The organism is Tenacibaculum profundicola (assembly GCF_057220795.1).
Genome location: NZ_CM170137.1, coordinates 2202501 through 2227703, shown reverse-complemented (window position 1 = coordinate 2227703; position 25203 = coordinate 2202501). Strand labels below are relative to the sequence as shown.

18 protein-coding genes and 1 rRNA gene (1 of these 19 cut by a window edge) are annotated in these 25203 nt (G+C 33.1%); 10 read left to right on the top strand and 9 right to left on the bottom strand.

Annotated features, from left to right (window positions below):
• Window positions 1–36: 36 nt before the first annotated feature.
• Complete coding sequence (locus AC2TDS_RS09530; RefSeq protein ID WP_484738851.1) at window positions 37–1290, top strand: tetratricopeptide repeat protein; 1254 nt, start codon at window positions 37–39, stop codon at window positions 1288–1290.
• Between the two features lie 186 nt (window positions 1291–1476).
• On the top strand, window positions 1477–1953 hold the full coding sequence (locus tag AC2TDS_RS09525; protein WP_484738850.1) for a hypothetical protein: 477 nt from the start codon (window positions 1477–1479) through the stop codon (window positions 1951–1953).
• Between the two features lie 142 nt (window positions 1954–2095).
• Here AC2TDS_RS09525 and AC2TDS_RS09520 read toward each other — a convergent pair whose 3' ends face one another.
• A complete protein-coding gene (locus tag AC2TDS_RS09520) occupies window positions 2096–3604 on the bottom strand; it encodes a GH3 auxin-responsive promoter family protein (protein ID WP_484738931.1) in 1509 nt (502 codons plus the stop codon).
• A gap of 124 nt (window positions 3605–3728) precedes the next feature.
• Here AC2TDS_RS09520 and AC2TDS_RS09515 point away from each other — a divergent pair, with 124 nt between their 5' ends.
• Complete coding sequence (locus AC2TDS_RS09515; protein ID WP_484738849.1) at window positions 3729–4529, top strand: DUF2797 domain-containing protein; 801 nt, start codon at window positions 3729–3731, stop codon at window positions 4527–4529.
• A gap of 96 nt (window positions 4530–4625) precedes the next feature.
• Here the strand turns inward: AC2TDS_RS09515 and AC2TDS_RS09510 are convergent, their stop codons facing one another.
• Window positions 4626–6314 (bottom strand): formate--tetrahydrofolate ligase, encoded by a 1689-nt coding sequence (locus AC2TDS_RS09510; RefSeq protein WP_484738848.1) that lies wholly within the window; start codon window positions 6312–6314, stop codon window positions 4626–4628.
• A gap of 195 nt (window positions 6315–6509) precedes the next feature.
• On the opposite strand from AC2TDS_RS09510, the gene secDF reads away from it, so the two are divergent.
• The 3 genes from secDF (at window position 6510) to obgE (ending at window position 11794) form a co-directional block, all read left to right on the top strand.
• Window positions 6510–9521, top strand: a complete 3012-nt coding sequence (secDF, locus tag AC2TDS_RS09505) for a protein translocase subunit SecDF (protein WP_484738847.1) — start codon at window positions 6510–6512, stop codon at window positions 9519–9521.
• Window positions 9522–9608: 87 nt separating this feature from the next.
• Window positions 9609–10727: an adenylate kinase gene (locus AC2TDS_RS09500; RefSeq protein ID WP_484738846.1), complete on the top strand. Its 1119-nt coding sequence runs from the start codon at window positions 9609–9611 to the stop codon at window positions 10725–10727.
• Between the two features lie 77 nt (window positions 10728–10804).
• Window positions 10805–11794, top strand: coding sequence for a GTPase ObgE (gene obgE / locus AC2TDS_RS09495; RefSeq protein WP_484738845.1), 990 nt, complete (start codon window positions 10805–10807; stop codon window positions 11792–11794).
• A 378-nt stretch (window positions 11795–12172) separates the two neighbouring features.
• On the opposite strand, the gene AC2TDS_RS09490 is transcribed toward obgE, so the two are convergent.
• The 5 genes from AC2TDS_RS09490 to surE form a co-directional block, all read right to left on the bottom strand.
• A complete protein-coding gene (locus AC2TDS_RS09490; RefSeq protein ID WP_484738844.1) occupies window positions 12173–12664 on the bottom strand; it encodes a C40 family peptidase in 492 nt (163 codons plus the stop codon).
• Window positions 12665–12742: 78 nt separating this feature from the next.
• Window positions 12743–13246 (bottom strand): C40 family peptidase, encoded by a 504-nt coding sequence (locus AC2TDS_RS09485; protein ID WP_484738843.1) that lies wholly within the window; start codon window positions 13244–13246, stop codon window positions 12743–12745.
• A 3-nt stretch (window positions 13247–13249) separates the two neighbouring features.
• Entirely contained in the window at window positions 13250–14365 is a 1116-nt protein-coding gene (lpxB, locus tag AC2TDS_RS09480) for a lipid-A-disaccharide synthase (RefSeq protein WP_484738842.1), read from the bottom strand.
• A gap of 25 nt (window positions 14366–14390) precedes the next feature.
• Entirely contained in the window at window positions 14391–14678 is a 288-nt protein-coding gene (locus AC2TDS_RS09475) for a hypothetical protein (protein WP_484738841.1), read from the bottom strand.
• Window positions 14666–15436 carry a 5'/3'-nucleotidase SurE gene (gene surE, locus AC2TDS_RS09470; RefSeq protein ID WP_484738840.1) on the bottom strand — a complete coding sequence of 257 codons (771 nt, stop codon included), beginning with the start codon at window positions 15434–15436 and terminating at the stop codon, window positions 14666–14668. Before surE ends, AC2TDS_RS09475 begins: the two co-directional genes overlap by 13 nt.
• 510 nt (window positions 15437–15946) lie before the next feature.
• Between surE and AC2TDS_RS09465 the strand changes: the two genes are divergently transcribed.
• Window positions 15947–18067, top strand: a complete 2121-nt coding sequence (locus tag AC2TDS_RS09465; RefSeq protein ID WP_484738839.1) for a carboxy terminal-processing peptidase — start codon at window positions 15947–15949, stop codon at window positions 18065–18067.
• 95 nt (window positions 18068–18162) lie between these two features.
• Here the strand turns inward: AC2TDS_RS09465 and AC2TDS_RS09460 are convergent, their stop codons facing one another.
• Window positions 18163–19425 (bottom strand): mechanosensitive ion channel family protein, encoded by a 1263-nt coding sequence (locus tag AC2TDS_RS09460; RefSeq protein WP_484738838.1) that lies wholly within the window; start codon window positions 19423–19425, stop codon window positions 18163–18165.
• A 9-nt stretch (window positions 19426–19434) separates the two neighbouring features.
• Window positions 19435–20145, bottom strand: a complete 711-nt coding sequence (locus AC2TDS_RS09455; RefSeq protein ID WP_484738837.1) for a queuosine precursor transporter — start codon at window positions 20143–20145, stop codon at window positions 19435–19437.
• A 59-nt stretch (window positions 20146–20204) separates the two neighbouring features.
• Here AC2TDS_RS09455 and fabD point away from each other — a divergent pair, with 59 nt between their 5' ends.
• The 3 genes from fabD to AC2TDS_RS09440 all read left to right on the top strand — a co-directional run.
• On the top strand, window positions 20205–21089 hold the full coding sequence (gene fabD / locus AC2TDS_RS09450; RefSeq protein WP_484738836.1) for an ACP S-malonyltransferase: 885 nt from the start codon (window positions 20205–20207) through the stop codon (window positions 21087–21089).
• Window positions 21090–21771: 682 nt separating this feature from the next.
• Window positions 21772–23994 carry a GMC oxidoreductase gene (locus tag AC2TDS_RS09445; protein WP_484738835.1) on the top strand — a complete coding sequence of 741 codons (2223 nt, stop codon included), beginning with the start codon at window positions 21772–21774 and terminating at the stop codon, window positions 23992–23994.
• 1052 nt (window positions 23995–25046) lie between these two features.
• Window positions 25047–25203 (top strand): 16S ribosomal RNA (locus AC2TDS_RS09440) (it continues 1362 nt past the right edge of the window).

Here is a 25203-nt window from a genome sequence, read left to right as displayed (position 1 = left end):
ATTGTATTGTTGAATTACCTGTAAATTTATAATTTCATGAAAAAGAATATCTTAATTGCTATGTTAGTTATTGGCTTTGTAAAAGTTGATGCACAAACTTCCACTTTTGAATTTATTGATCAATCTTTCAGTAAAGGAAGGTATAAAAAGGCACTTCAGGAACTAAAAAAGATGCCTGAAACATGGGAGTCGTGTAAACGAATAGCAGCCATTTATGAAACCATTGATCATACAAAATTAGCGGTGGTGTTTTATGAAAAAGCGTTATCCTTTAAGGGTGAATATAGTACTAGAATTAAACTAGGAAGATTGTATAAGAAGAGGAAAAAACTAAATAAAGCAATTACGGTTTTTGAGGAGCTTTATAAAAAGGATGCTGAAAACTTACTCATAGCATATGAATTAGGGAAATTGTATCTGCATGCCAAAAAGGGGGGTAAGGCATTGCAGGTTTTTAAACAACTGGCAGTAAAAGATAGTTCAAATGCCAACTATTATTATTACCAAGGAATAGCATACAAGCTATTGAAAGAAAGAAACCTTAAAATAAACAGCTTTCTAAAAGCCTATGATAAAAATAGAACACATATAAAAGCAATAGAGCGTTTGGCAAGAGCCTTTACTCTTTTAAGAGATCAGGACTCTGCAAGTATATTTGTAGAAAAAGGACTGTTGTTAAATCCAAACCATATTGAACTAAATAAACTAAAAATTAATAAGCTCTATATCAGTAGCAATTATAAAATGGCAATTCAATTGCTAAAAAGAATAGATTCATTAGAACCTCATAAAAAGTATACAAAAAAAATGTTAGGGCGTAGTTATTTTCAACTTAAAGACTATGAAAGTGCTAAAAAATATTTTAAAGAAGCTCGAAACTTGGATAGATCGGATTATAAAGTATATACCTATTTTGGTGATATAGCCTTTGAAGAAGAAGATTATAAAGGTGCAAGCCTAAACTATCAATTGGCTACAATTATAGGAAAAGAATCGAGAGATACAGAGTACTATCAACTGGCACGAGTCTATGAAAAGTTACAGATGCAAAAAAAAGCACTAGGAGCTTATAGCAACGCAGTAAAAGAAAATTATAAAAACCACAGAGCCTTGTATCAATTGGCAACCTTGTCAGAAAATTATTTTAAAGATAAAAAGATTGCTTACAAGCATTATAAAAATTATATCGATAGATTTAGCGAGAAAGATTCCATGGTAACACAACAGGTCAAAAGACGGTTAAAGGAAATTAAAAAGTTTTATTTTCAAAAGGGACTGATTTTAGAGTAGCTTAGTTTTAGCATTGCATAACCATTACGAAACCTAAAAACTTAACGAAGCGTTTAAGTTGTTCTAGGATAGGATATGTTTTCTACTACATATTTGGTAAATTAATTTGGAGAAGTTATCCGTATTTTTATAGATGACTTTTTTCTAACCTAATAATTCTTTATATTTCATCTCTAAATCAATGAGATGAGAGTTTATAATGCCGTTTTTCCTTTTTTGTTGCTCGTGACTACATCTTGTGACTTTGTTTCTACCAAACCGAAAAAATCACTAGAGGTTCTTGATACTGTTATAGATTTTGCCAAGGTAGATGCTTCTCCTTCCTTTGCTCCATGTGATTCTTTAATTGGTAAAGCAAGAACTAATTGTTTTAGAAGTGAAATGCAAAAGCAAATAGCAAAGTCATTAGGGGAAGTTGATTTCATTGTTGAGAAGGATATAGAGGAAACTATTTTCGTGTATTTGGTTATCAATGCTCAAGGAAAAACAGAATTAAAGGATATTAAAGGCTCTTCTTTGGTGTTGCAAGAACTGGTTCATTTGGATAGTCTAATCAAAGTAACAGTTGAAGAACTACCTATAATTAACCCTGCTATTAAAAGAGGAATTCCAGTTAAGACCCAATACAAATTACCCATAAAAATAGTGGTTAAGAACGGCTGATGTTTTAGTTTTTGAGAAAGGCAGGTTGTACAAGATCGCATTAAAATAAATCTGGATTTTTATACCATTTCTGTTGTTTGTTCAACCCTTTAATACGACCGTTGTTTTTTATGTTTAATTCGATAAAGAATTATCTGGAGCTCTATAGTTTGAGCAATTCATCAATAAAATCGCGCTTATTTGATAAACGAGGTACTTTATGTTGTCCACCTAATTTACCTTTTGTTTTTAGCCAATCATAAAATAAACCTTCACGGGCTTGATGTATTTTCGGCATAGACAACGTCATATTATTATAACGTTTGGCTTCATAGTCGGAGTTACAAGTTTTTAAAGAGTTGTCTAAGAGTTCAGTAAAGAATGATATATTCTTCGGCGATTTTCCGAATTCAATAATCCATTCATGAGATCCTTGAGCCTTACTATCCATAAAAACAGGCCCTACCGTATAGTCTTTGATAGTGCTATCGGTTTTATCACAAGCTATTTTTAACGCTTCTTCGGCATTTTCAATGATTAGTTCTTCACCAAAAACGTTGATATGGTGTTTAGTACGTCCGGTGATTTTTATACGGTAAGGATGTGTAGATGTAAATTTAACAGTGTCGCCTATTAAATAGCGCCATAAACCGCCATTGGAAGAAATTACCATTGCGTAGTTTACGTTTTTTTGTACTTCTGAGAGAGGAATAGCCGTTGAATTTTCTCCGTTATATTCTCTCATTGGAATAAACTCATAAAATATACCGTAGTCTAACATTAATAGAAGTTCGTCAGAATTATTTTTATCTTGAATAGCAAAAAAGCCTTCTGATGCGTTATAGCTTTCGTAATATTTAAAGTCTTTCTTGGGAATTAACTTTTTATACTGCTCTTTATAGGGGTTAAAGTTTACCCCTCCATGGAAATAAACTTCTAAATTAGGCCATACGTCAAGAATATTGTTTGCCCCTGTTTTTTCCAGTACACGGTTTAAAAGCACAAGCATCCAGGAAGGAACCCCCACTAAACTAGTAATATTTTCATTAATGGTTTCATCGATAATAGCTTCCATTTTAGCTTCCCATTCACTCATAAGAGCTACCTCTTGTTTTGGAGCTGAACTAAAATCTGCCCAAAAAGGCATGTTTTCAATAATAATGGCTGATAAATCGCCAAAGTAAGAGTTGTTATCTTCATAAACAGCGGCACTTCCTCCTAGTCGCAGCCCTTTTCCAGTAAATAGTTTCGCGTCTTCATTGTTGTTGATGTAAAGACACAGCATGTCTTTTCCAGCCTTCATATGGCAATTTTCAATAGCTTCATCACTTACCGGGATAAATTTACTCTTAGCGTTAGTGGTACCACTTGATTTCGCAAACCAACGTATATGTGAAGGCCAAAAAATATTTTGCTCTCCCTTTCTACAGCGTTCAATTAGAGGTTCAATACTTTCATATTTCCGTATAGGAACTCTTTTGGCGAATTCTTTGTAAGAGTGCATTGATGAAAAATCATATGTCCTACCAACTTCAGTATTTTTGGCTATTGATAGTAGTTTAACTAACAATTCATTTTGAACGTCAACAGGATATTTAAGAAAAAGTTCAACTTGATGTTTTCGTTTTTTTAAAAACCAAGAAATGAGTGAATTTATAAATGGGAAAGGCATATATTTTTTTAAGTTTGTACTTTGTTTTTTATTATCTTTTACTTTTGGGAAATACATCTTCTGTACTTTTTTATATTAAAAATGAAAAACAAAAATTTTAGCTAAAAATAATAAAATTTAGGACATGCAATATCAAGGAGTGTTAAAAAAAATGTCAACTGAAAACTTGGATACAGTACAGTATTATTTAGATATGAAAAGTGATTTTTTAAACCTGAATCAGTTGCTGGGTAAAACACTAGTATTTCATTTTGTAACTTATGAGTGTTTGCATTGCGGATTAGAAAAGGAAATTTATCGTCAAGGTTTTTGTAAAAGCTGTTTTTTTGAGACAGCGAGTGCTGGTGATTGGATAATGAGACCAGAATTAAGTAAGGCGCATTTAGGAATTGAAGATAGAGATTTAGAATATGAAAAGAAAGTACAGTTGCAGCCTCATATCGTTTATCTAGCAAATTCTAGCAATGTAAAAGTAGGTGTTACAAGAAAAAATCAAATTCCTACTCGTTGGATAGATCAAGGAGCCTTTGAAGCTATTGAAATAGTTGAAGTTCCGAATAGGTATTTGGCAGGAATTACGGAGGTTGCTTTAAAAGAGCATGTTGCTGATAAAACAAATTGGCGAAAAATGCTTAGAAATGATGTTGAAGATGAAAGTTTAGTGTCTTGGAGAGAAAAATTACGCTCTTTTATTCCTTTGGAAGCTCAGGAGTATTTCATTGATCATAATAACGAAACTAAGATAACTTTTCCAGTTCATAAATATCCACAAAAACCAAAGAGCCTGAATTTAATAAAACAAGAACACTATGAAGGAAAGTTAGTTGGCGTAAAAGGACAATATTTAATTTTCGATGATGAAACCGTATTTAATATACGATCGAATGAAGGATTGGTGGTTAAATTGATCGTGAAAAACAGTTGATAAGTTAAGAACAAAAATACTTTTGTAGTATAAAAAGAGAAGCTGTCGTGAATTTTAAAATTCACGACAGCTTCTCTTTTTACTTCTTTTTAAGATTTAGGATAGTCCAGAAATTTTCCCATTGTTATCTATTTTCATGCCTGTCGAAGCAGGGGTGGATGGAAGCCCTGGCATTCGCATCATTTTTCCTAAAATAGGAATAATGAATTGTGCTCCAGCAGCAATTTCTATCTCACGAACTGTAACAGTAAAGCCTTCCGGTCTTCCTCTAAGTGCCTCGTTATCAGAGAAAGATTTTTGAGTTTTTGCCATACAAATAGCGAAGTTGCTAAAACCGAGTCGATCAATTCTTTTTAGGTTTAACTGAGCTTTTTTGCTATACTCTACATTCTTTGCACCATAAATTTCTTTGGCAATAGTTTCTATCTTTTCTTTTACGGGGCTATTCCAGTCGTACAAAGGTTTGTATTGAGTGGATTTGTTTTCTACGATATCGACAACAGCTTCGGCTAAGTTTCTGGTTCCTTCTCCTCCTTTCTTCCATCCTTCTGATACAATCGCCTGAACTCCCATGGCAGCGCAGGCACTTATCACATAGTTCACCTCTTCTTCGGAATCAGAAATAAAAGAATTAATAGCTACGACTGGTTCAATATTATACTTACGGATGTTTTCGATGTGTTTTTCAAGATTTTTAAATCCTTTTTGAACAAAATCTAAATTTGGTGTATTGTAAGCTTCTTTGACAGAACCTCCATGATGACGTAATGCTCTGATGGTAGCTACTAGAACTACACATTTAGGATTGAAACCAGCATATGCCGATTTTATATTTAAAAATTTCTCAGCCCCTAAATCAGCTCCAAATCCAGCCTCTGTAACTACGTAGTTGGATAAGGATAAGCCCATTTTTGTAGCGATAATTGTATTAGTTCCTTGAGCAATATTGGCAAACGGACCACCGTGTATAATGGCCGGATTTTCTTCTAAAGTTTGCACTAAATTGGGTTTAATAGCGTCTTTAAGTAAAATTGCCATGGCGTCTTGCGCTTTCAAATCGCGAGCAAAGACAGGGTTTTTATCAAAAGTGAAGCCGATAAAAATGTTCCCTAAACGCTCTTTTAAATCGTCTAAAGAGGTGGCCATACATAAAATAGCCATGACCTCCGATGCAGGTGTTATATTGAAACCATCTTCACGAGGTATCCCGTTCGCTGTACCTCCTAAACCAATTGTGATATGACGTAGAGATCGATCGTTCATGTCAATAACGCGTTTCCAAAGAATTGTTCTTGGATCAATATTTAAGTTGTCTTTACTATGTAGGTTATTGTCTATTAAAGCAGATAATAAATTATTAGCCTTTTCAATAGCATTAAAGTCTCCTGTAAAATGTAAATTGATGTCTTCCATAGGAACCACCTGAGAATATCCACCACCTGCGGCGCCTCCTTTAATGCCAAAAACAGGTCCTAAAGAAGGTTCTCTTAAAACAACTGTTGCTTGTTTTCCTATTTTGTTTAAACCTTCTGTTAAACCGATAGAAACTGTGGTTTTGCCTTCTCCTGCAGGGGTAGGTGTTAAAGCAGTAACTAAAATCAGGTTATTCTGTTTTATTTTTTCGTCGTTAATCAAGCACAACGGTAATTTGGACTTGTATTTCCCATACATCTCCAAGTCATCTTCCTTTACATTTAGTTTTTGAGCAATATGCTTAATGTGCTGCAACTTTTTTGCCTGTGCAATTTCTATGTCTGTTAAATGCACTGTAGGAGAATTTGTCATTTTAGTATTTTAGATTTTTAAGTTGTTTGAAATGTTTAAATATTCAGGTAAATATAAGTAATATATCATAGTAATTCTTTGGTGAATATTTGCTAATTCGTTACTATTAGCATAAATATAGCAAAAGAATTGTCAAATCTTTTTTGAAATACTATATTTGCACGTTTTAAAAAAAGTCGATTTAAATTATAAAAGATGCAAAACAAAGGTCTTATTAAATTATTTGCTATTCTTTTTGGATTAGTAAGTTTATACCAGTTATCATTTACATTTTTCGCTAATAAAGTGGAAGACAGTGCTAAAGAGTACGCTAAAAAGAATGTCAAGGATAATAGTGGTAGAGCAATAGCTAAGTTCGAAAAAAAATACTTAGATAGTGTAGCTAACAAAGAAGTAGTAAATTTAGGGATTGCGAAATTCACTTATAATGACATCAGGGATAAAGAAATGAACCTTGGTTTAGATTTAAAAGGGGGTATCAATGCAATTTTACAAGTGTCTGTAAAAGATATCTTAATTGGGTTGTCAAGTGACTCTAAAAACCCAGTTTTTAATGAAGCTTTAACAAAAGCAGACGAGGCTCAAAAAGATAGTCAAGATAACTACTTAGATTTATTCTTGAATCAATTTGAAAGTTTGAGTAACGGAAGCGTTAAATTAAGTGATCCGTCTATTTTTGGAACAAAAGCGTTACGTGAAAAAATCGACTTTAAGAAAACGAATGCTGAGGTAAAAGAAGTTTTACAAGAAGAGATTAACGTATCAATAAATACGGCGTTTGAAGTTTTACGTAGTCGTATAGATAAATTTGGAGTGGTTCAACCAAATATTCAACGTATTGGGAATTCTGGTAGAATTCAAGTTGAGTTACCAGGTGCTAAAGATATAGAGCGTGTACAAAAACTATTAGAAAGTACAGCTGAATTGCAGTTTTGGGAAGTGTTTACCAACGCTGAGTTGATCCAGTTTTTCGTGCAAGCAAACGCTAAGTCTATTGACTTATTAAAAGATAAAACTGCTGAGAAAACAGAGAAAGCTAAAGATACTGTTAAGAAGGGAGATAGTATAGATGATCTATTGGGTGACTCAGCTGATTCTACCAAAGTAGAAGATCAAAAAATGTTATTCACTTACTTAAGCCCAAATCAGCAGCAGGTAAGTTCTACAATTGCATACGCAAAAGTAATCGATACAGCAAAAGTAAACAGTTTACTTAAAAATAAAGAAATTAGAGCTTTCTTACCAAAAAACTTGAGATATGCTAAGTTTTTATGGGATTACAAGCCTTTTACACCAGAAAGAACAGCAGAAACGCCTGAAGATGCTGAATTATCAGCAATTATAGGGTTGTACGCAATAAAATCTAATAGAAATGATGAAGCTCCAATTGAAGGAGATGTAATAGCAGATGCTAGTCAAGATTTCCACCCTACCAGAGCAAATCAACCAGTGGTGAATATGCAAATGAATGGATCAGGTACGAAATTATGGGGTAAGATGACGACAGAAAATTCTGGGAAGTTCGTTGCCGTAGTCTTAGATGATTACGTGTATACAGCACCATCTGTTAACGAGCCTATAACGTCTGGAAGTACTCAGATTTCTGGGGGTAATATGACGGTAAATGAAGCTAAAGATATTGCAACAGTATTAAAGGCTGGTAAATTACCTGCGCCTGCACGAATTATAGAAGCTGAGGTAGTTGGGCCATCATTAGGAAAAGAATCTATTGACGCGAGTATGTGGTCATTCGCTTTAGCTATTTTATTAGTATTAGCATGGATGATTTTATATTATGGAAAAGCTGGAATATATGCTAATGTAGCACTATTGGTAAACATCTTGTTTATTTTCGGAATCTTAGCCTCGTTCAACTCAGTATTGACATTACCTGGTATAGCAGGTATCATTTTAACTATTGGTATGTCGGTAGATGCGAACGTTATCATCTTTGAGAGGATTAAAGAAGGATTATTTGGAGGAAAAGGACTAGGAACAGCGGTTGATGAAGGATTTAGTATTAAAGGGGCATTGTCTGCAATTATTGATGCAAATATTACGACCTTATTAACAGGGGTGATTTTATATTCTTTTGGTACGGGCCCTATTAAAGGATTTGCATTAACATTGATGATTGGTATTGCAACATCATTGTTTACAGCAGTGTTCATTACTCGTTTATTTATAGATGGAGCCGCTAAAAAAGGTACTAATCTAACCTTCAATACCGAGATCTCTAAAAACTGGTTTAATAATATTAATATCGAGTTTTTAAAGAAACGTAAATTAGCATACATCGTTTCAGGAACATTAATTCTTATAGGATTGGTGTCAATGGCTACTTTAGGGTTAAAGCAAGGAGTTGATTTTAAGGGAGGAAGATCATATGTTGTGCGTTTTGATGACACTGTGAAAGCGAATGAAGTAGCGGGTTCTTTAAAGGATGCATTTGGTACAGCACCAGAAGTAAAAACCTATGGAGCAGATAATCAATTGAAAATTACAACCGTGTTTAAAATTGATGACAAAAGCATGGAAGTAGATGAAGAAGTACAAAGCACGCTATATAAAGGATTAAAGCCGTATTTAGGAAACTTGTCTTACGAAAACTTTAAACCAGGATTTGAAAAAATTAACAATCAAGGAGGAATCATGAGCTACATGAAAGTAGATCCAACAATTGCTGATGATATAAAGCAGGCTGCTTTTTGGGCGGTGTTCGGATCATTAATTGTAGTGTTCTTGTATATCTTATTACGTTTTAGAAAAATGGCGTTCTCGATTGGTGCAGTAGTGGCTGTATTCCACGATGTGTTAGTAGTACTTGGAGTGTTCTCTATCTTGTACAAAATAATGCCATTCGATATGGAAATCGGTCAATCATTTATCGCGGCGATATTGACAGTGGTAGGGTATTCGCTGAATGATACCGTGGTAATCTTTGATAGAATTAGAGAGTACGCTAGTAATAGTAAGAGTTTTACTGCCAATATGGTTGATAGAGCATTAAGTAGTACATTAGGAAGAACAATCAATACATCATTAACAACCTTATTAGTGATGATGGCAATTTTCTTCTTCGGTGGAGATAGTATCAAAGGATTCATGTTTGCACTGATAATAGGGGTAGTTGTAGGTACATATTCTTCATTGTTTGTAGCAACACCAATTATGTTTGATGTAGCCAAAAAAGAAGAGAAGAAGTAAAAAAAACATATAAAAAAATAGGACCGTTTTGAACCATATTCAAAACGGTTTTTTCATTTAATATCAAGCAACTATCTTTGCATTCTGATGAGTATTACAAAACTTCACGATTTATATTTTAAAGAGTTCGTTTCTAGAAATGAAATAGCTAGTATTGTTAAAGAAATGGTACTCCAAGTAAAAAATGATTTACCAAAAAATGAGATTCCATTTTTTGTGGGCATTTTAAATGGAAGTTTCATTTTCGCAGCCGATTTTATTAGAGAATTTAATAAGGATTGTGAGGTCTCTTTTGTGAAATTAGTGTCGTATGAAGGAACAAACTCAACAGGTAAAGTAAAGAAGCTAATTGGAATTAATGAAGACTTAACGGACCGTACGGTAATTATTTTAGAAGACATTATTGATACGGGTTCTACCTTACACGAAATTTACGAAATATTTAAATCTAAAAAATTAAAAGAACTTAAAATAGCGACACTTTTCTTTAAACCTGAAGTTTACAAAAAGGAATTACCTATAGATTATATTGGTAAAAGTATTGATGATGCTTTTATTGTAGGTTATGGGCTTGATTACAATGGGTACGGAAGAAATTTGCCAGCTGTTTATCAGTTAACAACACAACCTAGCATGAAGAACATCGTATTATTTGGCCCTCCAGGAGCAGGAAAAGGAACACAAGCGGTTATTTTAAAAGACAAATACAATTTGGTACATATTTCTACAGGAGATGTGTTTAGGTATAATATTAAAAATGGAACAGAGCTTGGGCTATTAGCAAAAAAATATATGGATGCTGGTGATTTAGTTCCAGATGAAGTGACAATTAGTATGTTAAAAGCGGAAGTTGAAAAAAACACAGAAGTTCAAGGATTTATTTTTGATGGTTTCCCACGCACCCAATCACAAGCAGAAGCTTTAGATAAATTTTTAGCAGAAAAAGGAGAACAAATAAACGGAATGGTGGCATTAGAAGTACCAGAAGATTTATTGGTGGAACGTATTTTAGAAAGAGGAAAAACTAGTGGTAGATCTGACGATACAGATGAAGAAAAAATCAGAAATCGTTTTAATGAGTATAATACTAAAACTGCCGTGCTAAAAGATTTTTACCAAGCAAAAGGAAATTATTTTGGTGTAGACGGAGTCGGTTCTATTACAGATATTACAGACCGTTTAGCTGATATTTTTGATAAATTATAAAGAAAATTATGGATGTTAGGAAGGAGTAATCCTGATAGTAGCTAAACTAATGTCTTTTGAATAAATACTAAGGAATAATGACTGAAGGGAATTTTGTCGATTACATAAAAATATACGCATCTTCTGGTAAAGGAGGAAGAGGATCTGCCCATTTACATCGTGAGAAATTTGTAGCTAAAGGTGGTCCAGATGGTGGAGATGGCGGAAGAGGTGGACACGTAATTGTTCGTGGAGATAAAAATATGTGGACACTTTTCCATTTAAAGTACAAACGTCACTTTAAGGCGGATCATGGTGGAGATGGAGGAAGTAGCAGAAGTACTGGAAGTGATGGAGCTGATGTAGTAATTCATGTGCCATTAGGTACTATTTTTAGAGATGCCGATTCTGGTGAGGTAATGTTTGAAGTTACCGATGATGGACAAGATATTATTTTATTGCAAGGAGGTCAAGGAGGAAGAGGAAATTGGCATTTTAAATCGTCAACTAATCAAACACCTCGCTACGCCCAACCTGGTATCGATGGGATAGAAGGATGGTTTCGTATGGAGCTTAAAGTTCTTGCCGATGTTGGTTTAGTAGGGTTTCCAAATGCTGGTAAATCTACATTGCTTTCCGTAATAACTGCGGCAAAACCTAAGATCGCCGATTATGCTTTTACAACGTTGAAACCCAATCTAGGTATTGTTGACTACAGGAATCACAAAAGTTTTGTAATGGCTGACATCCCTGGAATTATTGAGGGCGCATCCGAAGGAAAAGGTTTGGGCCATTATTTTTTACGTCATATTGAACGTAATTCAGTATTGTTGTTTTTAGTCGCGGCAGATAGTGATGATATTAAAAAAGAATACGAAATATTGTTAAATGAACTTCGTAAGCATAATCCAGAGTTACTTGACAAACAACGCTTGTTAACTATTTCTAAATGTGATATGTTAGACGATGAGCTGATCGAAGAAATCAAACAAGAATTACCCGAGGGTGTTCAAACGTTATTTATTTCGTCTGTTGCACAAACAGGACTGATGGAGTTAAAAGATAAACTTTGGGAGATGTTAAACTAATTTTTCTTGAAAGAAAGTAATAAAAAAGAGTTGCAATTAAATTTGATTGTGGCTCTTTTTGATACATATAATGTAATATATAAGTTTTTATTCTATTCTTTTACAGTAAATTCAAATGATAAATGGTATTCTTATGCATAAGAACTAAATTGCTTAATGTGATTCCCTCATCTAGAGATTCCATCGTTTAATTATTTGAACAAGACACAAAATTTAATAAAAATACAAGCGTAAATAAATAGTTTTTCATGAGGTAAGTATATAACATCAGAGAAGCAACATTTCAGATTATTATGATAATAAACACAAAACAACACCATTTAGCCATATTTTATGTTGTCATATATCGTTCTTGAGTATGTTGTTTTTTTATAAAAATCACCTTTCAATAACTCTGGTTGCTTTTATGAAAGAAGTAGCCCAATAATTTTCCTGAAGAGAATTAGTAACAACTCCTTTTTTAGTAGTTGAATGAATAAAATAAATATCGGGCTTTGCTATTTTGGTTACTAAGCCTACGTGGTTAATGTTTCCTTCTAATCGATCGATATTAAAAAAAAGTAAATCTCCTATTTTTATGTTTTTCCAAGAAATTGCTTCTCCAAATTCACTCATAGCTGCTGATGATCTCGGAAGATTGACATCTATTTCTTTAAACGAAGTTTGAATTAAACCCGAACAATCAACTCCTTTTTTCGTAGTACCACCTGCTTTGTAAGGAACATTGAGAAATGAATTTGCGATAGCAACTACTTTATCCGATTGAGATATTTCAATTGTTTCAATATTGGTTGGAATATGATCAGGTTTAATATAGCAGTAAATGATAAAACTAAGTAAGCAGAGAAATACAAACACTTGTCGTTTCATTAGAGGAAACTATTGATTATGAATCTTAAATATAATAAATTTTTAATGAAAAAAAAGGAGTTCACTAACTACTCAATATTAATGTATCACTCGTTTAGCCTTTACAAATGCTCTTCTCCAATATTTTTCATGCAATGAGCTTACTATTACACCTCGAGAACTCGTAGCATGAATAAAGCGAATAGTTCCTTTTTTTACAGAGGTAACTAAACCTACATGATTTATACGTCCTTTTTTGTACGAAGTTTTGAAAAATAATAGATCACCACGTTTAACTTTATTTAAATTGATAGAATAACCTTCCGCGTACATTAATTTGGACGTACGAGGAAGAGGAATGTTACGCTTCTTAAAAGAAGTATAAATTAAACCAGAACAATCCATTCCTTTTTTGCTTATTCCGCCAAATTTGTAAGGAGTTCCCTTATAAGTAACTGCTGTCCAAACTATCTTGTCTGCTATAGAAGGTTTGTTCTTAGAGGAAGAAGTATGCGTCTTTTTGTAATTAGTTGCAGTTTTAGCACTACCGCAAGAATAGATTAAAGCGAAAAAAAGAAAAAAGAAGAGTAATTTTTTAATCATGTGTTATTTGTTTTTTAACCCATTAACAATCAATCTTGCCGTTTTTTGTGAAGCTCCTTTTCCTCCCAATTTTTTTTCTACATCAAAATAATCTAAAAACAGCTGTTCTCGATAGGTAGGGTCCAAAATAGAGGATAGTTCCTTCGTTAATGATTTTCTCGTAAAATCATTTTGGATTAGTTCTGCAACCACTTTTCTGTTCATAATTAAATTCACTAAAGAGATGTAATCTAAAGTAATAATTCGTTTAGCTATTTGGTACGATATAGCATTACCTTTATAACAGACAACCTGAGGAACTTTAAACAAAGCAGTTTCTAAAGTAGCAGTGCCAGAAGCAACTAGCGCCGCTGATGAAATACTTAGTAGATCATAGGTTCTATTAGAGATAAAAGGAATGTTTTTTTCTTTAATAAAGTTTTGATAGAACTCAAATGATTGACTGGGAGCTCCAGCTAAAGCAAATTGGTAGTCTGGAAAATCATCTATTAACGAGATCATAACCGATAACATTTTGGTAATCTCTTGCTTTCTACTACCAGGAAGTAGCGCAATTATCTTTTTTGACCCTAATTGAAATTCATTTCTAAAATCTTCCTCGTTTACCTGTTTTCTTCCTTCAATACCATCAATGAGAGGGTGCCCTACAAACGTTACATCGTAATCATATTTTTTATAAAAATCCTTTTCAAAAGGAAGAATGACAAACATTTGATCAATGTCTCTTTTTATGCTCTTTACTCGGTTTGCTCTACTCGCCCAAATTTGTGGAGAGATGTAGTAATTGGTTTTAAAATTAGTTTGCTTAGCCCATTTAGCAATCCGTAGATTAAAACCAGAGTTGTCAATAAAAACAATTACATCAGGATTAAACTGTGCAATGTCTTTTTTGCAAAAAGAAATAAATCCTAAAATTTTTCTAAGATTCATGAGCACTTCCATAAACCCCATGAAGGCTCTTTCTTTATAATGAACAACCATGGTTCCTCCAACATTTTGCATCAAATCACCACCCCAAAAACGGATATCCGCATTTGAATCTTCTTTTCGTATTTCTTTCATTAGGTTGGCACCATGTAAATCGCCTGAAGCTTCACCTACTAGTATGTAATATTTCATGTCTTTTCTAAAGAAAAATAATCTTTTAAATAAACTTTAAAATAAAAGTTAGCAGAGCAATCGTAATCGTTGCAATAAGAACACCACGAGCTCTATAATCTTGTTTCTTTTTTAAAAAAACAAAGAAAACAAGCAGATTGGGTATAGCCGCTAGGCTAATTACAGTTCCAAGAACGCCCCCTTCTTTAATTTGTTTAAGTGTTGTGGTAAGATCAGATTGAGAAATATAATGGAGGTAAACAAAAAAACCACATACCGTTGCAAACAAAGAGATTAAAAATCCAATAGCTATTTCCTTTCTTATATGCTCCATGTGTTCAGTTTTTGTATTGCGTGATGTGCGGTCATATCAAATTGAACAGGAACAACGGAAATATAACCATTTTCTAAAGCCCAAATATCAGTATCTTGTCCTTTGTCTTTATTGATAAACTCTCCTGTTAACCAATAGTATTCCTTTCCGTAAGGACTTTTACGCTTATCGAAATTTTCTTTCCAGTAACCATTAGCTTGGCGACAAATTCTGATTCCCTTGATCTCTTTCTCTTTTAATTTAGGGATGTTAACATTAAGAACAACACCTTCTGGAAGACCATTTAAGATCACATTTAAGGTGATTTTTTCAATAAATTTTTTCGCAGATCTAAAATTAGCGTGCCAATCAAAATCCAATAAAGAAAAACCAATAGCCGGAATTCCTTCAATACCAGCTTCAACTGCTGCACTCATTGTTCCTGAATAAATGACATTTATGGACGAGTTCGATCCGTGATTTATGCCAGAAACACATAAGTCAGGAGTTCTATTTAAAATCTCATTTTTAGCCATTTTCACACAATCTGCAGGAGTACCAGAGCAACTATATTCAATTTGAGGACCATCGTCTATTGTGATCGGATTGCAGTGTAATACATTATTTACTGTAATGGCATGACCCATTCCACTTTGTGGGCTGTCTGGGGCAACTACTACAACATCGCCTATTTTATTCATAATCTCAATCAACATCCTTATACCAGGGGCAGTAATGCCGTCATCATTTGTAACTAAAATTAAGGGTCTTTCTTGCATAGTGTGTATTGTTTTACAACAAATGTAAGATAAAAAACGGATACTTTTTTAACATTTTGTAAAGATAGATTCATCGGTTTATTCCGTAAAATTGTAGTGTTCAAAAAGAAAAGGTATGTTACAGTTAATAGTTTACTTGACAGTTTTTATGATTTCAACCTTTTTGTCAATAATAACATAGATATTCTCAATTTGACCTTCAAGCGAGGATAAACGACCAACATGAAGTAGAGAAGAGGTGTTTAAAATGGTAAAATATAAACGATAATCACCCTAAAGAAAATAGCTGACGGTTATTGTTCTTGAATGTCAATAGTTAGAAAAAAGTAAGCTAGAAACAAACTTTTAAAAGTAAATAAAAAGTTTTTTTATTAAGAAAAAACAAGGAGTTTTTTAAGTATAGCGTTCCATAAAAAATTAAGAAGTAAAGACCGTGTTAGTAATATTGGCATTAATTTAGTAGCTTAGCGAATAGTGTAATTAAATATAGAATAAACCGACAGAAGATTTATGAAGACGAAATTTATTATCCATTTTATAGCCATTGTTTTATTTACAAGTAATGTAAATTCAACGGTGCATCCCAAAAAGGCAGATCCTGAAAAAGACAGGATAATTGTGTATGTGTTAAAAAACATCTTAAGCCGATATCATTATATTCAAAAGGAATTGGATGATGATTTTTCAGAGCATGTTTATACCAATTTTCTGGACGGCCTTGATCCAAGGAGGAAGTATTTTACGCAAGAAGATTTAAAAGAGTTCTCACAATTCAAATATCAAATCGACGACCAATTAAGAAATACTAACATAGATTTTTATAAATTGGTTTATGGAAGGTTTCTCGAGAAACTCGATGCCGCTAAAGAGGGGTATAGCACGCTACTTAAAGAACCTTTTGATTACTCTAAAAAAGAAGTTGTTAATGTTGATTACGAAGAACTTCCATTCGCAAAAGACACTAATGAATTGGTGAATTATTGGAGAAAAGACTTGAAACTATCTATTTTAGGAATGATAGAAGAAGCCGAAAATGAGCAATTAGAGGAAAGTGAAAAAGATACATCTATAAAAAAGAAAAGCTTTAGTGAATTAGAAGAAGAAGCCCGTCAGAAAGTCCTTGAAAATATGGAGGAGCTCTATATCCGAATTGACGAGCTAGAGAACACAGACTGGTATTCTGTTTTTTTAAATAGTGTTGTAAGTGGTTTTGACCCGCACACAACATATATGTCACCTAGAATAAAATCTCGTTTTGATCAAGACATGTCAGGGAAGCTTGAAGGAATTGGAGCGCACTTGATAAAAAAAGGGATGTATACGAATGTTGTTAAATTGGTTTCAGGCGGACCTGCGTGGAAGCAAGGTGAGCTAGAGGCAGGAGATGTTATATTAAAGGTTGCTCAGGCAGATGGAGAACCAACAGATATTGTAGGGATGCGAATAGATGACGCAATCAAACTTATAAAAGGAGATAAAGGAACTGAAGTTCGATTGACAGTGAAGAAAAAGCTAGATGGCTCAACAAAAGTAATTCGTATAATAAGGGATATAGTAGAGTTAGAAGAAACTTTTGTGAAATCTAGTATTGTAGAAAGAAATGGAAAAAAATATGGGGTAATTAATTTACCTAAATTCTATATTGACTTCAGCGATCCGAATAGAAGAGATGCCGCAAAAGATATGGAAAAGGAGATTGAAAGATTAAAAGCTGAAAATGTAAGTGGATTAATTGTTGACTTACGAAGTAATGGAGGAGGGTCGTTAAAAACAGCCATTGAAATTGGAGGTCTATTTATCGATAAAGGACCTATAGTTCAGGTTAAGTATAGAGGAGAAGATCCTCTAGTTAAAAATGACACGAATGAAAAGTTACAATGGAAAGGCCCGTTGGTGGTTATGGTAAATGAAATTTCTGCTTCTGCTTCTGAGATATTTGCCGCGGCAATGCAAGATTATAAGCGAGGAGTTATTATAGGAGGTAAGCAGACTTATGGAAAAGGAACCGTACAAAATGTATTGCCTTTAAATCGCTTTTATCAAGAATACCCCAATGATTTGGGAGCTTTGAAAATGACAATTCAGAAGTTTTACAGAATTAATGGAGGGGCAACGCAAATTGAAGGAGTTTATTCTGATATATCATTACCTACAAGATACAGTTATATGGATTATGGCGAAAGGGATTTGGACGGAGCATTACCTTGGGATAAAGTGAAACAAGCAAACTATAAAACTAAGAATTCATATAGTAATTTTTCCAATGTGGTATACAACAGTAAACAAAGAGTCTTAAACAGTGAAAGGTTCCAAAAGATTAATGAATACGCCAAATGGTTAAAAGAAAATCAAGATAAAAATATATATTCGTTAAATTACGGAGAATATAAAATAGAAAGTGAACAAGAAACAAAACAAAGAGAAAAATTCACAGAAGTTTTTAAATTCGAATCGAACTTAGATTTTACGTCTCCGAAGTATGAACTTGAATTATTTAAGAAAGACTCAGCTCTTCAAGATAAACGTTTGGTTTGGTATAAGAATCTTAAAAAAGATATTTATATGGATGAAGCATTAAAGGTACTGAGTGAGTTAAAAATGAGTAAAGAGTATACTCTTGCGAAACACTAAATAGCATGAGTAAGCATAACTTAGATAACGAAAAAGAGCTTTTTTACGAGCTCTTTTTTTGTTTTAAAGAATAGAGTAAAGAACGATGTTCAGAGCTATTCAGGCAAATATTTTTTCAAGTTTAAGATATCACTGCCTGTAGGGTTTTCAAAAATTTCTAAATCAAAATAAGAGATGCTAGCAAGTATATGATCAAAAATATCGGCGATAATCCCCTCGTAGTTTATCCAGACTTTATCTTTACTAAAAGCATATACCTCTATAGGAATACCATTAGCAGTAGGCTCAAGTTGTCGAGTCATAAACAATAGGCCTTTATTAATACTAGGGTGTTGTTCGATGTATTCAACTACATACTTTCTAAAAAGCCCTATGTTAGTTAGGTTTCTACCATTTATTAGCAATGATTTATCAATGTTATTTGCGGTGTTATAGGAGTCGATTTCATGATGAGTACTTTCAATATACTTGGTAAGTAAAGCGATTTTTTTATATTGATTTATTTCATCGTTCCTTAAAAACCTGACAGAGTTCACTTTTATTAAAATTGAACGTTTAATTCGCCTACCTCCTGAATTACTCATAGCCCTCCAGTTTTTAAAGGAATCTGAAATTAGTGAGTAGGTGGGAATACTGGTTATCGTATTGTCAAAATTTTTAACGATAACAGAAGCCAGATTTATTTCTATTACATTTCCGTCAGCTGAGTACTTTTCCATAGTAATCCAATCATTCAAACGCACGGTGTCATTTATTGATATTTGAATACTTGCCACAAACCCTAAAATGGTGTCTTTAAAAATGAGTAATAAAACAGCAGAAAAGGCTCCTAAAACAGTTAAGAGTCGAATAAGAGATTTTCCAGTGAGTAACGAGAAAGAAATAATCAAAGCAATCATCCATAAAACAACCATGAAAATTTGAATATAACTTTCAAGAGGTTTGTCTTTAAAAGAAGAAAACTCACGAAGGAAGTCCTTTATAGTCAGTAATATTGTTCTGATAAACCAAATAATAAAAAAGGTAATAGCTACTGAGGTTATTCGTTCCGTATATTTTAATAAATCAGGAAAATCCTCCAATACAGCTTTTAATGAAGCATGAAAAACGATAAGCATTACAATTCTCGTAACATTCAAAAACACCCTGTTTTTAATTAATAAATCATCAAAAGATGTTTTGGTTTTAGAAGCTATTTTATGCAGAACTTGTCTTCCTGAATAACGCAGTAATTTAAATAAAAGGTAACCTATAATAAAAATAGCAATAAGATTACTTATCAACCCCAAATAAACGGATACTTGATGTGACATTAAAAGTTGCTCTCGGAAAAGCCTATAGAAAAGTTTACCAATCATATTGATCTTTTAGTATTCAAAGGTAGAGATTTCTTCACCAACTTTTAAATTGAATTTCCTTCTAAAAAAATACACACACAAATATAGAAGAGGCGTGTCAAGTGCCGCAATCATTACTTTAAACAAAACACCACTAATTAATAACCCCCAAAACTTATCCCAGTCTATTATATTGAAAAAACAGAGAAGTAATAATACAGTTAAGGTATCAATAAATTGAGAAGTAAATGTTGAAAAATTATTACGTAACCAAAGGTGTTTGCCGTTCGTCAGGTTTTTCCAGAAGTGATAAACTCTTATGTCAATGAACTGGGCAAATAAATAGGCCATCATTGAAGCAAGCACAGCAAGCGGTGCAGCACCGAAAACTTGTATAAATGTGCCATCATTTACTTGCGACCAAGAAGTTGCAGGAACTTGTTTAGAGACATAAATAATAGCCAATGAAAAGAACGACGCAAAAATACCAGTAATAACCACTTGGTTTGCTTTTCGTTTCCCATAAATTTCTGATAAAATATCAGTAATTAGAAAGGTGATAGGATACGGAAGTAAACCAACAGAAATTTCAAATAATTTAACGTTCAAAATTTCTAAGTCGAAAGGGTGCCAGAAAAAAAATTTTTGAAAGATCAAATTAGAAGTAACCAATGACGCAATAAATAAGGCGGCTAAAATGAGATAAATAAGTTGAGCTTGCGATTTTTGTTGTGGTGTCATAAACTAAATATAGTAATTTTAAATATTGTATTTTTGCCATCAAATAAACAAAAAAATAAATGAAAGCGTATATTTTTCCAGGACAAGGAGCGCAATTTACAGGGATGGGATTAGATTTATATGAAAAATCACCCATTGCTCAAGAATTATTTGAAAAAGCTAACGACATATTAGGCTTCAGTATTACAGATATAATGTTTGAAGGAACAGCTGAAGAATTAAAACAAACTAAAGTTACACAACCTGCTATTTTTTTACATTCAGTAATTTTGGCGAAAGTTTTAGGAGAAAGCTTTAAGCCAGAAATGGTAGCTGGTCATTCTCTTGGAGAATTATCAGCGTTGGTAGCAAATCAAGTATTGTCTTTTGAAGATGGTTTGAGGTTGGTGTCTAAAAGGGCGCTAGCTATGCAAAAAGCTTGTGAAATTCAACCATCCACTATGGCAGCAGTTCTCGGATTAGAGGACCATGTGGTTGAAGAGGTTTGTGAAGCGATTGATGGAGTTGTTGTAGCAGCTAATTACAATTGCCCAGGACAGCTTGTTATATCGGGTGAAGTGGAGGCGGTTAAAAAAGCTTGTGAGGTATTGAAAGATAAAGGAGCTAAAAGAGCACTGGTTTTACCAGTTGGAGGAGCATTTCATTCACCGATGATGGAACCTGCAAGAGAAGAGTTAGCAAAAGCAATAGAAGAAACAAAATTTAATACACCTATCTGTCCCGTATATCAAAATGTTATTGGGAAAGCAGTAACGGAGCCTATTGAGATTAAGAAGAACTTAATGTCTCAATTAACAGCTCCAGTGAGATGGACCCAATGTGTTCAAGCTATGATTGCTGATGGAGGCATGGAATTTGTAGAAGTTGGACCCGGAAAGGTTTTACAGGGGCTAATGCGTAAAATAGATAGAAGCGTAACGGCAAGTGGTGCTGCGTTTGAGTAAAAAAATGTAGGTATAACAATATAAAAGGGTGAATTTGATTCAAATTCACCCTTTTCTTGTGTAGTTTAAAATTTAAAAACCATCTACAAGTTGCTCAAGAATGAAAATCAGAAATAAAACAAGTCCCAGAAAAACTGTTTATATCAGTTATTGTTTGAATTTACTGTAAAAGAAAATCATGATTTTTTCTAGTGAAGAAGAAAGAAAAACAAGTCGTTTTATTACGGTAATTTTATTTGTGGATGGTATTAGATATAAAAAATGGTAACAGGTTGTGAATAAAGCAATATTGCCAACAGATTGGCTTTACAACATGTACTTATCTAAACTAATTCAATTTTTAGCTTCTATAGGCCCAACGTTTTGATGCATTTTCTTTTTAATAATATAAGAAATACGTCAACAATGGTTGTTATCATTACTTGATATATGAGTATATACATTAAAAATTAATACACGATTTGCGGTCTTATTAAATCTTAACTACTGATTATTAGGTTTTTATGTTTGTGTTTTTTTGGAAAAAAGAAAAAATAATTATACTTTAGCGAACAAGGAAATTCTAATTGACCGAACAATACCGATTCATTTTTTTCTTTCATATCAGATTTAATGAAAGGTATATAGGTAAAACTGCTACTACAAAACTCTCAAAATTAATATAAAACCCAAGCGTTTAATTATGATGAAAGATAAAATTAGTAGAAGGGATTTTTCTAAAAAAACAATATCAGCAATTGCAGCAACTTCACTTTTAGGAACACAAGCTTTTTCTGAAAATGAGGCAGCCTCTTCTAAGAGTAATGAATTTGATTATATCATTGTTGGATCTGGTGCAGGAGGAGGGCCATTGGCCTGTAATTTAGCTAGACACGGATTCAAAGTTTTGGTGTTAGAGGCAGGGAAAAAAGACACCTCTAGTTATATAAATGAAGTTCCGGCATTCAATGCTAAATGTTCGGAAGACCCAAATTTTTCTTGGCATTATTTTGTAAAACATTATTCTTCCGTTGCACTGAATAAAAAAGATTCTAAGTATGTGCCAGGGAAAGGTATTTTTTACCCTAGAGGAGCTACCATTGGAGGATCTACCATAAATAATGCTATGATCACCGTTTTACCACACGACAGTGATTTCGATTACATCGCGGAATTGACAGGAGACGATAGTTGGAGTGCACGAAATATGAAAAAATATCGTGACATTTTAGATAAAAGTTTCTATTTAAACTATTTCGAATCGAATTCAGAAAGCCATGGAAGGGAAGCTTGGCTACCTTTAAGGTATCCAGATTTAATAGGTACTGGATTTCAAGACCCGATGTTAATTAAAATTTTAGTGGCGAACTTAATATATAATAAAGGTAATCTACTAGATTTTATAACAAAGAAACATCTTTTTGACCCTAATAATCAGCACTTTGTAGATGGTGGTACAGGTGCTATATTAATTCCACAAAACACCAATATACAGACAGGGAAAAGACATGCGGTAAGAGAGTACTTGCTACAGACTGCCCATGAGTATCCAAATAATTTGTTTATTGAAGATAATGCGCTAGTTTCTAAAATTATTTTGGAAAATAAAAAAGCCATTGGAGTGAAATATTTAAAAGGCGAAAGTTTGTACGAAGCAGACCCAAATTTTAAAGAAGGCACTGGTTTTTCAAAGAAAACTGCTTTGGCTAAGAGAGAGGTTGTCTTGTCCGCAGGTGCATTCAATAGTCCGCAATTATTAAAATTATCGGGTATTGGGCCAAGAAGAGAGTTAGAACGGAAGGGAATTCCAGTAGTACACCATTTGCCAGGGGTAGGAAAGAATTTGCAAGACAGGTATGAGGTAGGAGTAAGTTTTAAGTTTAAGAAGAATTTATTAGATGGTGTTAATATTAGTCCTAATGATCCATTGTTTGAAGAGTTTTATCAAAATGGAACGGGACCTTATACTAGTAATGGAACACTGGCTGGAAATATTATAAAATCCAATCCTAACCTTCCAAATGCAGATATTTTTAATTTTGCTTTGTTAGGTTCTTTTAAAGGGTATTACCCTGGGTACAGTAACAAGGTAAGAAAGGATAAGTCTATTATTACTTGGGCGATTTTAAAAGGTCATACTAATAATAATGGAAATGTCACTTTAAAGAGTAAAAACCCTAGAGATACTCCTAGAATTAATTTTAAATATTTTGATAATGGAAGGAATACTGATTCTGAAGATATGAAAGCCATGGTCCATGGAGTCAAAAATATAAGGTCTTTGATGAAAGATCCTCTTGTGAAGGATTATCATAAAGGAGAAATATGGCCGGGAGAGGATATCGATTCGGATAGAAAAATCTCTAACTTTGTTAAAAATGAGGCCTGGGGTCATCATGCATCTTGTACCAATAAGATAGGAAAGGACTCCGATAATTATGCTGTGCTTGATAGTAAGTTTAGAGTACGAGGTATTGAAAATTTAAGAGTAGTAGATGCTTCTGTCTTCCCGAAAATCCCAGGATTCTTTATTGTGATGCCTATTTATATGATTAGTGAAAAAGCTACAGATGATATTTTAGAAACTGCAGGGGTTAAAAGGAATAATAAACTCCTGCGAAATTTCTTTAAAAATAGAGAAAGCAGTAAGGAAAGAACATTAACAAGTAATAATAAGGTTTCTCTAAAATGTTACCCGAATCCATTTCAAGAGAAATTGACATTTGATTTTCATGGAGAAATGGTAGATAAAGAATTTCAAGCATGGGTATTTAATGAACAGGGAGATCTAGTACGAAATGTAGTACACAATACTACTAATGGACGTCTTACCATAGATGTAGATAATCTACCTTCTGGACTATACTTCTATATAGTACGGTCTGAAAACTTTGAAAAGAGAGGTAAATTGATAAAGGAATTGTAATAATTGCACCAGTATTAGTGGTCATTTGTTGATCTTAATTATTTACGACAAATAGAAATAAAAAGGTCAAACAGTAGTAGGGTAATAAAGAATAGGTGGCGCTAGGTTATCTAATTAACCGGTACTACTTATATAAGAGTGAATTTTTGTAATAGCTTTGCTAAAAATAATAATGCTTTTATTACAGTTATTTTTGAGAGTATTAACATTTCTTGTTGTTCATAGGATAGACTTTGTTGTTTAAAAAACCAGTTATACGATTTACAGATACATATTTCGTATATAGGCATTGAATTACTTTAAGTTAGTTTAAGGCATAAAACGTTAGCATAGCCAAGCTATGGTTAAGTTTTATAACGCAAAAATAGCTACAAAAGAAATAATAGATATGCGAAATATTTATTTGTAAATCGTATTACAATAGCCTTTATGAATATGCATGTCAAAAACTTTCATGAATAAAGTTTTGATTTATATGTGTTTGGGTTAGGGGTTATTTTATTTACAGAAATAAACTAAAAAAGTTCTTTGTATGTTAAAAAAGGGTTCTATATTTGCACCCGCTAACGGGAAAACGCAAGTTAGAAAATTAGCAAAGTTCATTAGAATACGGGTTATTAAAAGGTATAGAAAGGGATGAAAAATAAGTTAAAAAAAAGCTTGTTTATAACGATTTAAAGTGAGTATCTTTGCAATCCGGTTTTAACAAAAGAGTTCATTGAATTAGGGTGTTTAGGAGGATAAAAAAACTTTAAAAAAAGTTTTGTCAGAATAAAAAGAGTTTATATCTTTGCATCCGCTTTCAGAGAGCGACACGATCACAGAAATTTTGGAATGATAAACAGTAAAAAAGTCAGTTAGTTCGAGTCTAACATTTCTACAAAAAGGTTAAGTTTAAAAGATGGTTTTAGATCATTAATTAAGATTAACGAAGTTCATTGAAAATATTGAAATTGACAGCGTAATTAAAGAGTAGAATTACCAAGATCTAGATTTATCTAGGTCGAAACAAATTCTTTTGAAACTTATTCATAAATAATATTAAAGATTATACAATGAAGAGTTTGATCCTGGCTCAGGATGAACGCTAGCGGCAGGCTTAACACATGCAAGTCGAGGGGCAGCATTTCCTTCGGGAAGATGGCGACCGGCGAACGGGTGCGTAACGCGTATAGAATCTACCTTGTACAGGAGGATAGCCTTTAGAAA

Excerpts from the sequence above, each read along its gene's own strand:
- AC2TDS_RS09530 (WP_484738851.1), top strand. The coding sequence starts at position 37 with ATGAAAAAGAATATCTTAATTGCTATGTTAGTTATTGGCTTTGTAAAA.
- AC2TDS_RS09525 (WP_484738850.1), top strand. The coding sequence starts at position 1,477 with ATGAGAGTTTATAATGCCGTTTTTCCTTTTTTGTTGCTCGTGACTACA.
- AC2TDS_RS09520 (WP_484738931.1), bottom strand. The coding sequence starts at position 3,604 with ATGCCTTTCCCATTTATAAATTCACTCATTTCTTGGTTTTTAAAAAAA.
- AC2TDS_RS09515 (WP_484738849.1), top strand. The coding sequence starts at position 3,729 with ATGCAATATCAAGGAGTGTTAAAAAAAATGTCAACTGAAAACTTGGAT.
- AC2TDS_RS09510 (WP_484738848.1), bottom strand. The coding sequence starts at position 6,314 with ATGACAAATTCTCCTACAGTGCATTTAACAGACATAGAAATTGCACAG.
- secDF (WP_484738847.1), top strand. The coding sequence starts at position 6,510 with ATGCAAAACAAAGGTCTTATTAAATTATTTGCTATTCTTTTTGGATTA.
- AC2TDS_RS09500 (WP_484738846.1), top strand. The coding sequence starts at position 9,609 with ATGAGTATTACAAAACTTCACGATTTATATTTTAAAGAGTTCGTTTCT.
- obgE (WP_484738845.1), top strand. The coding sequence starts at position 10,805 with ATGACTGAAGGGAATTTTGTCGATTACATAAAAATATACGCATCTTCT.
- AC2TDS_RS09490 (WP_484738844.1), bottom strand. The coding sequence starts at position 12,664 with ATGAAACGACAAGTGTTTGTATTTCTCTGCTTACTTAGTTTTATCATT.
- AC2TDS_RS09485 (WP_484738843.1), bottom strand. The coding sequence starts at position 13,246 with ATGATTAAAAAATTACTCTTCTTTTTTCTTTTTTTCGCTTTAATCTAT.
- lpxB (WP_484738842.1), bottom strand. The coding sequence starts at position 14,365 with ATGAAATATTACATACTAGTAGGTGAAGCTTCAGGCGATTTACATGGT.
- AC2TDS_RS09475 (WP_484738841.1), bottom strand. The coding sequence starts at position 14,678 with ATGGAGCATATAAGAAAGGAAATAGCTATTGGATTTTTAATCTCTTTG.
- surE (WP_484738840.1), bottom strand. The coding sequence starts at position 15,436 with ATGCAAGAAAGACCCTTAATTTTAGTTACAAATGATGACGGCATTACT.
- AC2TDS_RS09465 (WP_484738839.1), top strand. The coding sequence starts at position 15,947 with ATGAAGACGAAATTTATTATCCATTTTATAGCCATTGTTTTATTTACA.
- AC2TDS_RS09460 (WP_484738838.1), bottom strand. The coding sequence starts at position 19,425 with ATGATTGGTAAACTTTTCTATAGGCTTTTCCGAGAGCAACTTTTAATG.
- AC2TDS_RS09455 (WP_484738837.1), bottom strand. The coding sequence starts at position 20,145 with ATGACACCACAACAAAAATCGCAAGCTCAACTTATTTATCTCATTTTA.
- fabD (WP_484738836.1), top strand. The coding sequence starts at position 20,205 with ATGAAAGCGTATATTTTTCCAGGACAAGGAGCGCAATTTACAGGGATG.
- AC2TDS_RS09445 (WP_484738835.1), top strand. The coding sequence starts at position 21,772 with ATGATGAAAGATAAAATTAGTAGAAGGGATTTTTCTAAAAAAACAATA.